This is a genomic window from Pseudomonas sp. PDM02 (assembly GCF_014852285.1).
Classification (GTDB): Bacteria; Pseudomonadota; Gammaproteobacteria; order Pseudomonadales; family Pseudomonadaceae; genus Aquipseudomonas; species Aquipseudomonas migulae.
On the sequence record NZ_JACVBL010000005.1, the window covers coordinates 78,493 to 91,476 of the forward strand.

A 12,984-nucleotide genomic window follows, 5' to 3' on the forward strand; every position below is an offset into this window, starting at 1 on the left:
ACCTGTAGGAGCGAGGCTTGCCCGCGAAGGCGGTTTTACATACGCAGCAGCATTTTCCAGGCACGATTCTGATAAACGGCAATCGCCTGCTGCTTGCGCGCATCCAGCAGTTCATCGGTGATCGGCTCGTTAGCCAGCAACGCCAACTGTTTCAGCTCGCCGTACAGTCGATCCATTTCCGGGACCTCCAGCACGTTGCGCGCATGGTGCAACCAGGACTGGATGCGCTCGATGCGCGGCAGTTGCTCGGCCAGATCTTCCGGCTGCTGCTGGTAACGCTGCAATTGCAGGGACGTCGCATCTTCACCAAGCAAGCGCGGCAACCAGCTACCCAGTTGCGCAGCGCCCTGGCGATTGCCGCGAACATTACGATCGGCCGCCCAGGTGCGGGCCAGCAGCCAGCGCGAGGTGTTCAGCGAGAACAGGCCCCAGCGTGGGTCTTCGAGTTCTTCGAGGAACTGCTCCGGCGCGGCTTTGCGCACGTCTTCGTCGTCCAGACCGGCTTGAACCAGCGGACGCCAGTCTTCAAGCAAGGCATCCAGCGCGAGACGCAGATCGTGCGTCGACTGACGCGGCGCGGCCTGGCCAAGGCTGCTCAGCAGGGCGCGCAATTCAGCAAGGTTTTCGACCCAGTCCTGCAGCAGACGCCAGTGGCCATTGAAGCGATATTGCTCGGCCAGACGCTGGCTGCTGCTCAGCAAGTGCCAGCTCAACGCGGCGAACGCGTCGTCCAGCGGCATTTCGGCGCTGATCTGCGGAGCCGGCAGGCTCAACGAATAGCTGTTGGCGTCGTACAAGCGATAACCGCGTTCGGCCTTGCTGATGTCACACGGCATCAGGGCGAGGGTCGCGGCCAGTTCGGCGGCCAACTCCAGCAATGCAGCCGGTTCACCTTCGCGCAGTTCCAGTTCCAGCTCGCAGATTTCTTCTTTCTGTTTGCCGACCACCACGTGGCCCAGGTCCAGCGCGGCTTCGATGACCACTTTGGTCTTGCCACGGCCCCAGGCGATTTCAGCGCGTTCGCGGACGAAATCGGTGGTGAAGATCGGCTTCAGGGTTTTCTTGTCCAGCTCGGCCAGCTCTTCAGGCCAGCATTCGCCGTCGAGTTTCTTCACGTCGAGCTTGGCTTTGGGCAGGTTCCAGTCGTATTCGTTACGCTCGGACAAACCGGCGACGCTCTGGCCACGGGTCTTGAGGGTCTGAATGACTTCTTCGCCGTCCTTGCGCAGGCGCAGGGCAACCTTGGCGCGGGCCAGGTCGCGCTCAGGCGTGTCGAAGTACTGGTTCATCAGTTCACGGCGTTCCCAGCCACTTTTGTTGCGTTTTTTCAGGAGCGGGTGCTCGCGCAGTGCGGCGAGGGTTTCGCGGCTGACGCGGAGTTTGATTTCAGTTTCTTTCTGCATGGCCGGAAAATCCAGGATCGGGAGCGCAGCCGGGGGAATGTGTGGCTGCCAAGGTCGTGCAGTGTACAGCACTGCTCAGGCCTACGCGCCGCGACGGTTTATTCCTGTCACCGGATGGTTCTATGATGGACTTCAATTCGGGAGTTGGAGTCAGCGATGCCGTTGCCGTCGATGAAAGATCAGTTCGCTGCGCTGATTGCCGCACCATCGGTCAGTTGCACTCAGGCCAGCCTCGATCAGACCAACCGTCCAGTGATCGATTTGCTGGCGACGTGGCTCGGTGATCTGGGTTTTGCCTGCGATATCCAGCAGGTCAGCCCTGGCAAATTCAACCTGCTGGCCAGTTTTGGTTCCGGCCCCGGCGGTCTGGTGCTCGCCGGGCATAGCGACACGGTGCCGTTCGATGGCGCGTTGTGGCAGACCGATCCGCTGAAGCTGACTGAAGTCGATGGCCGCTGGGTCGGGCTGGGCAGTTGCGACATGAAAGGCTTTTTTGCCCTCGCCATCGAAGCCGTCCTGCCGTTGCTCGACCAGCCGTTCAAACAACCGTTGCTGATCCTCGCCACCTGCGACGAAGAAAGCTCGATGTCCGGCGCGCGTGCCTTGGCCGCAGCAGGACGCCCGTTGGGCCGAGCGGCGGTGATCGGCGAGCCGACCGGGCTCAAGCCGATCCGCATGCACAAAGGCATCATGATGGAGCGCATCGACATTCTCGGTCAGAGCGGCCACTCCTCCGATCCGCGCCTGGGCCATAGCGCCCTCGAAGCCATGCATGATGCGATTGGCGAATTGCGCGGCCTGCGTCTGCTGTGGCAACGTGAATTTCGCAATCCGCAGTTCGGCGTGCCGACTCCGACCATGAACTTCGGCTGTATCCATGGCGGGGATAACCCCAACCGGATTTGCGGTCAGTGCTCACTGGAATTCGACCTGCGTCCGTTGCCGGGCATGGACCCCAAGGTGTTGCGCGCGGAGATTCTGCAGAAACTCCAGCCGGTTGCCGAGCGCCACCAAGTGAAGATCGATTACGCGCCGCTGTTCCCTGAAGTGCCGCCCTTCGAGCAGGCTGAGGACGCTGAATTGGTCCGCATCGCGGAGCAGCTCACCGGTCATCGCGCCGAAGCAGTGGCGTTCGGGACGGAAGCGCCTTATCTTCAACGCCTTGGCTGCGAAACGCTGGTGCTGGGCCCGGGTGACATCGCGTGTGCGCACCAACCGGGGGAATACCTCGAAATGTCACGTTTGCAGCCTACCGTGCATCTATTACGGCAGTTGATTGAACATTACTGCCTGACACCGGCCAGCAACCCCCTGTAGGAGCGAGGCTTGCCCGCGAAGCAGACGACTCGAATAATCGGTTGTCCTTGATGACGCCTTCGCGGGCAAGCCCCGCTCCTACAGGTCATGTAAATTGCCGATGTTTAAACCCGTATTCATGAGGAGAGCGCGCGTGTCGCCAAGCCTGTTCCGACGATAACCATCAGCCCGCTGTGCGTTTTCTGTTTCGCCCATTTTTTGGCTGCTATTTATTACAGGCCCAGGTTCATGCCCGAATACGTTAATTGGCTTCGTCACGCTTCGCCTTACATCAATGCCCACCGTGATTGCACCTTCGTCGTCATGCTGCCCGGCGACGGCGTGGAGCACCCCAACTTCGGCAACATCGTCCACGACCTGGTGCTGCTGCACAGCCTCGGCGTGCGATTGGTGCTGGTTCACGGTTCCCGTCCACAAATCGAAACCCGTCTCGCTGCACGCGGCCTGACCCCGCATTACCACCACGGCATGCGCATCACCGATGCCGCGACCCTTGAGTGTGTGATTGATGCGGTTGGCCAGTTGCGTATCGCCATCGAAGCGCGCCTGTCCATGGACATGGCTTCGTCGCCGATGCAGGGCTCGCGCCTGCGAGTGGCCAGCGGCAACCTGGTGACCGCCCGGCCGATCGGCGTGCTCGAAGGTGTCGACTATCACCACACCGGCGAAGTGCGTCGGGTTGACCGCAAAGGCATCAATCGCCTGCTGGACGAGCGCTCCATCGTGCTGCTGTCGCCGCTTGGCTACTCGCCGACCGGGGAAATTTTCAACCTCGCTTGCGAAGACGTCGCCACCCGCGCGGCCATCGACCTGGGCGCCGATAAACTGTTGCTGTTCGGCGCGGACCTGGGCTTGATCGATGAAAACGGTCGTCTGGTGCGCGAACTGCGCCCGCAACAAGTGCCGGCGCACTTGCAGCGTCTGGGCAGCAACTATCAGGCGGAACTGCTGGATGCGGCGGCTGAAGCCTGCCGTGGCGGCGTGGCGCGCAGCCATATTGTCAGTTACGCCGAAGACGGCGCGCTGCTGACCGAACTGTTCACCCGTGACGGCGGCGGTACGCTGGTGGCACAGGAGCAATTCGAGGTCGTGCGCGAGGCCGCAATTGAAGACGTTGGCGGTTTGCTGGACTTGATCAGCCCGCTGGAAGAGCAGGGCATTCTGGTGCGGCGTTCCCGCGAAGTGCTGGAGCGTGAGATCGAGCAGTTCAGCGTGGTCGAGCGCGAAGGCATGATCATCGCTTGCGCGGCGCTGTATCAGATTGCCGATTCGGATGCCGGGGAGTTGGCGTGTCTGGCGGTGAACCCGGAGTACCGTCATGGCGGTCGCGGGGATGAGCTGCTGGAGCGCATTGAAACCCGTGCCCGGGCTCAGGGGTTGAAGACGCTGTTTGTCCTCACGACCCGCACGGCTCACTGGTTCCGCGAGCGCGGGTTTGTGCCAAGCAGCGTCGAGCGCCTGCCGTCGGCGCGGGCGTCGCTGTACAACTATCAGCGTAATTCGAAGATCTTCGAAAAAACCTTGTGATTGCAGGAGCCCCGTAGGAGCGAGGCTTGCCCGCGAAGGCGTCATTCGGGACAACCGATTAATCGAGTTGTCTGCTTCGCGGGCAAGCCTCGCTCCTACAGGGAGATAGCGGTGTTACTCAGCGACAAACTTGGCGCTGACATACGGCGAATAGTCCGGCAGCACCGTCTCAACCTTGCCTTGTTCCTTCAAGAACTTCGCCGTCTCACCAATCGCCTTCGCCGTGCCGCCCTCCAGCAGCGCGGTGGTTTGTTGCGCCTTGGCGTCCGGGAATGCAGAACCGGCCAGCAGTTCCGGCACATCGGCGGCATTGGCACCGGTCAGTTTGGCGATTTTCTGTACCGGCACCGAATCGGCGGTCCAGCTGTCTTTATGTGCCGCATAGTCGGCGAACGAGTCCAGCGTCACCTTGGCGAACTTGGCGACGACGTCTGGATGTTTCTCGGCGTAATCCTTGCGCGCTACCCACACTTCAAAAGTCGGCGCACCCCACTGACCCACCTGTGCGGCGTCAGTCAACGTCTTGCCAGTCTTGCGAATTTCCCCCAGGGCGGGCGACCAGACGAACGCACCGTCGATGTCCCCACGCTTCCAGGCGGCAGCGATTTCCGCTGGTTGCAGGTTCACCACTTTGACTTTCGAGGCGTCGAGGCCCCAGTGCTTCAAGGCGCCGAGCAAGCTGTAGTGAGAGGTTGAAACGAACGGTGTGGCGATGGTCTTGCCGATCAGATCTTCCGGTTTATCGATGCCGCTGCCGTTGCGTACCACCAACGCTTCGGCGGCGTTGATCTGGGCAGAAACGATAAACGCGACGATCGGCAAATTGCGCGAGGCGGCCGCGGCCAGTGGGCTTGAACCGAGGTTGCCAATCTGTACGTCGCCCGAGGCGATGGCGGTTACTACTTCCGGTCCACTGTTGAAACGACGCCAGTCAATTTTTTGGCCGATGGTTTTCTCGTAGAGTCCATCCGCCTGGGGAACTTTGCTGGGGTCTATTCCGGTTTGATAGCCGACGGTGAGGTTCGCGGCATGGGCGGAAAAAGAAAATAATACCGATACACAAACTGTAACAATTGGGTTGGATAGTGCGCGCTTGGTCGTCATGGCGTAGGCCTTATCGATAGGAATTGTTGCGGAATTGCTTCCAAACCTAATCGATCTAAAAAACGCCTAATAAATACCATTTAGGAATTAGCTTATGAGCTGGCCGCTCTAGTCCGCGGGGCAGCAAACGGTGAGCAAAATTCCTAAACGGTATTAGAAAAGAATCCATTCATTCTTTTCAGGTTTATGACGAAATCATGACCCTGCACGGACCAAAAAACGGGGATTAGACCATGGTCGTAGACACACATGGTTACGATTGACTTGTGGGTCACGCTCTGGCGCTAATCGCGCATCTTAGGACTTGGGACATTGATTCCGGGCCAGGAATACAAGAATTAGAGACGAGAGGAGTTTAACAATGAACAAGTCCACCTTGGCGCTGGCCGTGGCCCTAGGGGTTATGGCGCAGCAGGCAGGCGCCGCCGGTTTCATCGAAGACAGCAAGGCTTCCGTCAGTTCGCGTACCTATTATTTCGACGCCGATGTCCGTGAAGGCGCCAAGACCCCAGCTAACCGTCAGCGCGAAGCCGCTGAAGGCCTCAAATTCGATTACCAGTCGGGCTTCACCCAAGGTGTCGTAGGTTTCGGTATCGATGCCCAGGCATTGGTCGGTATCCATCTGGACGGCGGCAAGGGCCATCACCCGGACAATAACTCCTTCAGCCCTAGCGATACCGATGGTTCGGCAGAGAGTTCGTGGAGCCGCGTGGCGGGCAACGTCAAGGCACGCTTCTCGAAGACAGAGGCCCACTACGGTGGTGCCCTGCAGCCAAACATGCCGATCCTGATCGCGAACGACAGTCGCGTACTGCCGCAAACCTTTGAAGGTGGCACCATCACCTCGAAGGAAATCGACAACGTGACCTTCAACGTAGGTCAGCTGGAGCACGCGACGGGTCGCGCGTCCAGCAACAGCACTGGCCTGTCTGTGGCTGGCGCTACTCAGGACAGCAATCAGTTCCGTTATGCCGGTGCGGACTGGAAAGTCACCAAAGACCTGATGCTGCAGTACTACCACGCGAACCTGGAAGACTTCTACAAGCAGGACTTCCTCGGCCTGGTGCACGTCTACCCGATCGCACCCAACCAGTCGTTCAAGACCGACCTCCGTTATTTCGACAGCAGCTCCGACGGCAAGAACGGTCAGGCTGGCTACCAATTCAACAACAACGGTGGTTTCGCCAAGAACAAGGGCGAGGTCGATAACAAGACCTGGAGCGCCACGTTCACCTACACCCTGGGCGGCAACGCGTTCCTGCTCGGGCATCAGCGTGTCAACGATGACGGCGGCTTCGTCTTCTTGAACCAGGGCAACGTTGTCGATGGCAACGGTCGCAACGAAGGTGGTGGCGGCGCCAGCTTCTACTCGTTCACCGATGCCACCGTGGGCAGCTTTATCCGTGCCGGTGAAAACACCACGTACGGTCAGTACACCTATGACTTCGCGTCTTTGGGTGTACCAGGCTTGAAAGCTTCGGCCGCTTACTTGTATGGCCGGGATATCAAGACCGTCAGCGGCGCGGGTGAAGACCTGAACGAGCGGGAAACCGACCTGCGCGTAGACTATGTGATTCAAACCGGTCCGCTTAAAGGGTTTGGCACGACGGTGCGTCACGGTGCTTATCGTGGCAACACCAACGCTGACCAAGACCAGACCCGTCTGATCTTCAACTACACCTACAGCTTCCTGTAAGAGATTGCGCAAAAGAGCCTCGCCGTTTGGCGGGGCTTTTTTGTGTTTTTTTCACATATGCCAATTAGGTATTACTTAGGAATTTATTATTCTTTTTGGCTTTTAAAATAAAGCCCTAAAGTGCATCCCGCCGGGGCCGATATCGAGTGTCCCGTAGCGATTAAAATGCCGCTTTTTATTCCCGCACGGCATGAAAAAGAATGAAATAAATGTATTTACGTTTACCATGCCGGCCCATTCGCCGCGCTTAGACCCTTGACTTAGACACATCAGTTGAGTGGCGCGCGGATTGCGGTTGGCGGTATCCGCACATTTCAGGATCCAGGGCATTCGACTCAGGACCGAAAAAATTAGAAACGAGAGGAGCGAAACAATGAACAAGTCCACCTTGGCCCTGGCTGTGGCCGTAGGGGTTTTGGCGCAGCAGGCAGGCGCCGCCGGTTTCATCGAAGACAGCAAAGCTACTTTGGGGCTGCGTAACTTCTACATCAACACTGATAACCGTGACCACGATGCCGCCACCGCTTCTGGTGTGCAGAGCAAAAACGAAGAATGGGGCCAAGGCTTCGATCTGCGCTTCACCTCCGGTTACACCCAAGGCACCGTCGGTTTCGGTATCGATGCTATCGGCCTGCTGGGCGTGCGTCTGGATTCGGGCGGCGGTACTAACGGCGCCACTTCGACTTCGTACGGCGGCACTGTTTTCCCAAGCAAATCCAACGGCGAAGCGGTTGATAACTTCTCCAGCCTGGGCCTGACTGCCAAAGCCAAGATCTCCCAGACTGAACTGAAGCTGGGCACCCTGCAGCCAAAACTGCCGGTTATCGTGACCAACGACGGTCGTCTGCTGCCACAAACCTTCCAAGGTGGCCAGATCACTACGAACGAGATCAAAGACCTGACACTGGTCGGTGGTCAGATCGAGCACGCCAAAGGTCGTAACTCCAGCAACAACGAAGAGTTGTCGATCGCTGGTGCCAACGCCCACACGGCTGCCGGTCGCGACAGCAACAAATTCATTTACGGTGGCGGTGACTACAAAATCACCAAAGACCTGACTGCCCAGTACTACTACGGCAACCTGGAAGACTTCTACAAGCAGCACTTCCTGGGTCTGGTTCACAACTGGGCCATCGGTCCGGGCGTGTTGAAGTCGGACTTCCGTTACTTCAACAGCCGTGATGATGGCGCTAATGGCCATGACTCGAGCTACTTCACTACCGGTAATGACACCGGTTTCGCTAACGGTCGAGGCAAAGTCGACAACAATCTGTACAGCGGCCTGTTCCTGTACTCCGTTGCCGGTCACACCTTCGGTGGCGGTTACCAAGCCAGCAACGGCAACAGCGACTTCCCTTGGTTGAACCAGGGCGACGGCTCGTCGGCTTACCTGACTACCGACAGTCAGATTGCCAAGTTCGCCCGCGCCGGTGAGCGCACCTGGCAAGCTCGCTACTCGTATGACTTCGCCAAAGTCGGCGTACCTGGCCTGACCGCCGGTGTGGTTTACCTGCGTGGCGACAATATCGACACCGTGGGTGCCAACGGTCGCGAAAACGGCTCTGACGGTTCCGAGTGGGAACGCGACCTGACCGTCGGCTACGTCGTACAAGAAGGCTCGCTGAAGAACCTGGGCGTGATGTGGAAAAACGCTACCTGGCGCAACGACATCCCTGGTCAGCGCGACCAGGACGAAAACCGCCTGATCGTCAGCTACTCGATCCCGCTGTTGTAATAGCGCTCGCGTAACCGCTGAAAAAAAGCCCCGCCCGGCATCACGCCGGGCGGGGCTTTTGCGTTTTCGGGGCGGGGTCACCCCCGTAATCCCGTCCCGAAACGTTCCCTCTTTTGCAGCGACTCAAGGCCTTCTCGAACCTTGGAAGCGATAGTCGTCGCGATGACTTTGCAGGTCCAGTGAACAGATCTTTAATATTCTATTTAGGCCTAATAATGGCTTTATTTATTCTTTTTCTAAACTCCCCAACACGAGCTACAGTTGAGTTCTACACCTACTCATCAGGAGCCCACCATGAGCATCAGACTCGGCGACATCGCACCCGACTTCGAACAGGATTCCAGCGCCGGCACCATCCGTTTCCATGAATGGCTGGGCGATAGCTGGGGCGTGCTGTTTTCCCACCCGGCGGATTTCACCCCGGTGTGCACCACCGAGCTGGGCTTCACCGCCAAGCTCAAGGATGAATTCACCCAGCGCGGGGTCAAGGCCATCGCGTTGTCGGTAGACCCGGTGGACTCGCACCACAAGTGGATCGAGGACATCAACGAAACCCAGAACACGATCGTCAACTTCCCGATCCTGGCCGACGCTGATCGCAAGGTATCGGACCTGTACGACCTGATTCACCCGAACGCCAACGACACCCTGACTGTGCGTTCGCTGTTCGTGATCGACCCGAACAAAAAGGTTCGCCTGACCATCACCTACCCGGCGAGCACCGGCCGCAACTTCCATGAAATCCTGCGGGTGATCGACTCGCTGCAACTCACCGACAACTACAAGGTGGCCACCCCGGCCAACTGGAAGGACGGTGAAGAAGTGGTGATCGTGCCGTCGCTTCAGGATCCAGATGAAATCAAGAAGCGCTTTCCAAAGGGCTATCGCGCGGTGAAACCGTACCTGCGCCTGACGCCACAGCCTAATCGTTGATCGACGTCCCTGTAGGAGCGAGGCTTGCCCGCGAAGGCGTCGTCAAAGCCAACATCAATGTTGGAGTCATGGCCTCTTCGCGGGCAAGCCTCGCTCCTACAAGGGCTGTGCAAATCCATATAGCAGGGGAATTTCGGGCCGTTTATACGGTCCATTTTTTTGCCCGGAGAAAGCGGTTTCGTATAGAACTACATCGAATAACCAAATGAATAAATATGATTTAAAGATATATAAATCACCTGTTAAGGTCTCTCCATCGAAGCGAGATCGCCCACTGCGAATCGCCTGCACCGTTCAAGGAATCGTCTGAATGCTGGTCGTCTCACTCGGTGGCAGTCCCAGCCAACGCTCCCGTTCCGGGGTGCTGCTGGAGCGCTCTCAACGCTGGTTGCAAGAGCAAGGTGTGGAAGTGGTGAGTTATCAGGTGCGGGACTTCCCGGCCGAAGACTTGCTGCACGCACGGTTCGACAGCCCCAAGGTGATCGACCTGTTGCAACAGATTGAAAACGCCGATGGCCTGCTGATCGCCACCCCGGTGTACAAAGCGTCGTTTTCCGGCGCTCTGAAAACCGTGCTGGACCTGCTGCCCGAACGCGCCCTGGCGCACAAAGTGGTTTTGCCCATGGCCACCGGCGGCAGCATCGCTCACATGCTGGCGGTGGATTACGCACTCAAGCCAGTGCTGTCGGCATTGAAAGCCCAGGAAATGCTCCACGGGATTTTCGCTGTGGACAGCCAGATCGCTTACGGCGAAGGCAGCGCCCAGGCGCAACTGGCGCCGGAGCTGGAACAACGACTGAATGAATCGCTGGAGCTGTTCTTCAGCGCCATGGCGCGACGGCCCAAGCCGATCGATCCGAACCTGCTGAATGATCGTTTGTTGAGTGCTCGCTGGAGCATTTAAAGCATTTTATTTTTTAGTTTGAAAAGTCGCCGAGCGAAGATCAGGCAAGGCAAAAGTTAGCGAGGAAGCGGAGTTGACGTTAGTCAATGAGCATTCCGAGCTGACTTTTAACGCAGCATGATCGAGCGCAGGCACTTTTCAGACAAAAAACTCACCTTACTCAGCCGTCAACGGTTTAGCAGGTGCAGCCAAAACCCAACTGCAAAAAGGAGAGCGCTATGCGCACTGTCATTTTGCGTCGTGGTCTGGTCGCTCTGTTTGCTGCGGCTGTAACCTTCGGCGCCATTACTCAAGCACAAGCTGAAACCCTGCGGATCGGCTATCAAAAGTACGGCACCCTGGTGCTGCTCAAAGCCAAAGGCACCCTGGAAAAACGCCTCGCCGCCCAAGGCGTCGATGTGCAATGGACTGAATTCCCCGGCGGCCCGCAGCTGCTTGAAGGCCTGAACGTCGGCTCCATCGACTTCGGTGTCACCGGCGAAACGCCTCCGGTCTTCGCTCAAGCGGCGGGCGCCGATCTGCTCTACGTCGCCTACGAACCGCCTGCGCCGCACAGCGAAGCGATCCTGGTGCCGAAGGACTCGCCGATCAAATCGGTGAAGGACCTCAAGGGCAAGAAAGTCGTGCTCAACAAAGGCTCCAACGTTCACTACCTGTTGGTCCGCGCGCTCGAAGACGCCGGCCTCAAATACACCGACATCCAGACCGTCTTCCTGCCGCCGGCCGATGCCCGCGCCGCGTTCGAGCGTGGCAGTGTCGATGCCTGGGTCATCTGGGACCCGTACCAGGCCGCCGCCGAGAAACAGCTGCAAGCGCACACCCTGCGCGATGGCAAGGGCATCGTCGACAACCATCAGTTCTACCTGGCGACCAAGCCTTACGCACAGAAAAATCCTGAGGTGATCAAGACCCTCGTGGAAGAAGTGCGCGCCGTCGGCGAATGGTCCAAGGCCAATCCTGAAGACGTGACCAAGCAGGTCTCGCCACTGCTCGGCTTGCCGGAAGACATCACCCTGACCTCGGTGAAACGCCAGGGCTACGGCGCGTTGTTCCTGACCCCGGAAGTGGTCGCTGCGCAACAGAAAATCGCCGACAGCTTCTACCAGCTCAAGCTGATTCCGAAGCCGCTCAGCATCAAAGACGTGATCTGGACGCCGCCGGCAGCCGTTGCCAAAGCGCAGTAATTCGATTCCCCAAGGAGACCACTCCATGAGCCTCAATATCTTCTGGTTCCTGCCTACCCACGGCGACGGCCATTACCTTGGCACCGCCGAAGGCGCTCGCGCCGTTGACCACGGTTACCTGCAACAAGTCGCGCAAGCGGCGGATCGCCTGGGCTTCGGCGGGGTGCTGATTCCCACTGGCCGCTCGTGCGAAGACTCGTGGCTGGTGGCCGCGTCGCTGATCCCGGTGACCCAGCGTTTGAAATTCCTTGTCGCCCTGCGCCCCGGGATCATTTCCCCGACGGTGGCTGCGCGTCAGGCCGCGACACTGGATCGTCTGTCCGGCGGTCGTGCGCTGTTCAACCTGGTGACCGGCGGTGATCCGGAAGAATTGGCCGGCGATGGTTTGTTCCTGACCCACGAAGAGCGCTATCAGGCTTCGGTGGAATTCACCCGCATCTGGCGTCGCGTGCTGGAAGGCGAAACCGTCGATTACGACGGTCAGCACATCAGCGTGAAAGGCGCCAAGTTGCTCTATCCGCCGATCCAGCAACCGCGTCCGCCGCTGTATTTCGGCGGCTCGTCGGAAGCCGCGCAAGACCTGGCCGCCGAACAAGTGGAAATGGTCCTGACCTGGGGCGAACCGCCGGCCGCCGTGGCCGAGAAGATCGAACAGGTTCGCGCCAAAGCCGCGAAGCTTGGCCGCACGGTGCGCTTCGGTATTCGTTTGCACGTGATCGTCCGTGAAACCAATGCCGAAGCCTGGCAAGCGGCGGATCGACTGATCTCGCACCTGGACGACGACACCATTGCCCGTGCCCAGGCTTCCCTGGCGCGCTTCGATTCCGTGGGCCAGCAACGCATGGCGGCGCTGCATGGCGGTAGTCGCGACAATCTTGAAGTCAGCCCTAACCTGTGGGCCGGCGTCGGCCTGGTGCGTGGCGGTGCCGGTACTGCACTGGTCGGCGACGGTCCGACCGTGGCCGCCCGCGTGAAGGAATACGCGGACCTGGGCATCGACACCTTCATCTTCTCCGGTTATCCGCACCTGGAAGAGTCGTACCGCGTCGCCGAGTTGCTGTTCCCGCACCTGGACATCGAGCGTCCGGAATTGCCGAAAAGCGCCGGTTACGTCAGCCCGTTTGGCGAGATGGTCGCCAACGACATTCTTCCCAAAGCAGCGTCCCAGAGCTGAGGCGCGC

Annotated in this window: 10 protein-coding genes; 8 read left to right on the plus strand and 2 right to left on the minus strand. The window is 58.9% G+C overall.

Annotated features, from left to right (window positions below; genetic code table 11):
* Window positions 1-35 precede the first annotated feature (35 nt).
* Window positions 36-1,403, minus strand: a complete 1,368-nt coding sequence (locus IB245_RS10460) for an inorganic triphosphatase (RefSeq protein WP_192227507.1) — start codon at window positions 1,401-1,403, stop codon at window positions 36-38.
* Window positions 1,404-1,559: 156 nt separating this feature from the next.
* On the opposite strand from IB245_RS10460, the gene argE reads away from it, so the two are divergent.
* Both argE and argA read left to right on the plus strand, forming a co-directional pair.
* Window positions 1,560-2,720 carry an acetylornithine deacetylase gene (gene argE / locus IB245_RS10465; protein ID WP_192227508.1) on the plus strand — a complete coding sequence of 387 codons (1,161 nt, stop codon included), beginning with the start codon at window positions 1,560-1,562 and terminating at the stop codon, window positions 2,718-2,720.
* Between the two features lie 228 nt (window positions 2,721-2,948).
* Window positions 2,949-4,247: an amino-acid N-acetyltransferase gene (gene argA, locus IB245_RS10470; RefSeq protein WP_008026003.1), complete on the plus strand. Its 1,299-nt coding sequence runs from the start codon at window positions 2,949-2,951 to the stop codon at window positions 4,245-4,247.
* Between the two features lie 114 nt (window positions 4,248-4,361).
* On the opposite strand, the gene tauA is transcribed toward argA, so the two are convergent.
* Window positions 4,362-5,351, minus strand: a complete 990-nt coding sequence (tauA, locus tag IB245_RS10475; RefSeq protein ID WP_192227509.1) for a taurine ABC transporter substrate-binding protein — start codon at window positions 5,349-5,351, stop codon at window positions 4,362-4,364.
* 361 nt (window positions 5,352-5,712) lie between these two features.
* Between tauA and IB245_RS10480 the strand changes: the two genes are divergently transcribed.
* The 6 genes from IB245_RS10480 to ssuD all read left to right on the plus strand — a co-directional run bounded on the left by IB245_RS10480 (window position 5,713) and on the right by ssuD (window position 12,977).
* Complete coding sequence (locus IB245_RS10480; protein WP_008040737.1) at window positions 5,713-7,047, plus strand: OprD family outer membrane porin; 1,335 nt, start codon at window positions 5,713-5,715, stop codon at window positions 7,045-7,047.
* Between the two features lie 373 nt (window positions 7,048-7,420).
* Window positions 7,421-8,782 (plus strand): OprD family porin, encoded by a 1,362-nt coding sequence (locus tag IB245_RS10485; RefSeq protein WP_192227510.1) that lies wholly within the window; start codon window positions 7,421-7,423, stop codon window positions 8,780-8,782.
* Window positions 8,783-9,076: 294 nt separating this feature from the next.
* Window positions 9,077-9,715, plus strand: coding sequence for a peroxiredoxin (locus IB245_RS10490; protein WP_192227511.1), 639 nt, complete (start codon window positions 9,077-9,079; stop codon window positions 9,713-9,715).
* A gap of 310 nt (window positions 9,716-10,025) precedes the next feature.
* Window positions 10,026-10,619 (plus strand): NADPH-dependent FMN reductase, encoded by a 594-nt coding sequence (gene ssuE / locus IB245_RS10495; protein WP_008026012.1) that lies wholly within the window; start codon window positions 10,026-10,028, stop codon window positions 10,617-10,619.
* A gap of 218 nt (window positions 10,620-10,837) precedes the next feature.
* On the plus strand, window positions 10,838-11,803 hold the full coding sequence (locus tag IB245_RS10500; RefSeq protein ID WP_008026015.1) for a sulfonate ABC transporter substrate-binding protein: 966 nt from the start codon (window positions 10,838-10,840) through the stop codon (window positions 11,801-11,803).
* A 25-nt stretch (window positions 11,804-11,828) separates the two neighbouring features.
* Window positions 11,829-12,977, plus strand: coding sequence for an FMNH2-dependent alkanesulfonate monooxygenase (gene ssuD, locus IB245_RS10505; RefSeq protein WP_008026018.1), 1,149 nt, complete (start codon window positions 11,829-11,831; stop codon window positions 12,975-12,977).
* The last annotated feature ends 7 nt before the right edge of the window (window positions 12,978-12,984 follow it).

Bases quoted from the DNA above. Each gene is read 5' to 3' on its own strand.
- ssuE (WP_008026012.1), top strand. From the start codon at position 10,026: ATGCTGGTCGTCTCACTCGGTGGCAGTCCCAGCCAACGCTCCCGTTCC.
- IB245_RS10485 (WP_192227510.1), top strand. From the start codon at position 7,421: ATGAACAAGTCCACCTTGGCCCTGGCTGTGGCCGTAGGGGTTTTGGCG.
- argE (WP_192227508.1), top strand. From the start codon at position 1,560: ATGCCGTTGCCGTCGATGAAAGATCAGTTCGCTGCGCTGATTGCCGCA.
- IB245_RS10490 (WP_192227511.1), top strand. From the start codon at position 9,077: ATGAGCATCAGACTCGGCGACATCGCACCCGACTTCGAACAGGATTCC.
- argA (WP_008026003.1), top strand. From the start codon at position 2,949: ATGCCCGAATACGTTAATTGGCTTCGTCACGCTTCGCCTTACATCAAT.
- IB245_RS10460 (WP_192227507.1), bottom strand. From the start codon at position 1,403: ATGCAGAAAGAAACTGAAATCAAACTCCGCGTCAGCCGCGAAACCCTC.
- IB245_RS10500 (WP_008026015.1), top strand. From the start codon at position 10,838: ATGCGCACTGTCATTTTGCGTCGTGGTCTGGTCGCTCTGTTTGCTGCG.
- ssuD (WP_008026018.1), top strand. From the start codon at position 11,829: ATGAGCCTCAATATCTTCTGGTTCCTGCCTACCCACGGCGACGGCCAT.
- tauA (WP_192227509.1), bottom strand. From the start codon at position 5,351: ATGACGACCAAGCGCGCACTATCCAACCCAATTGTTACAGTTTGTGTA.
- IB245_RS10480 (WP_008040737.1), top strand. From the start codon at position 5,713: ATGAACAAGTCCACCTTGGCGCTGGCCGTGGCCCTAGGGGTTATGGCG.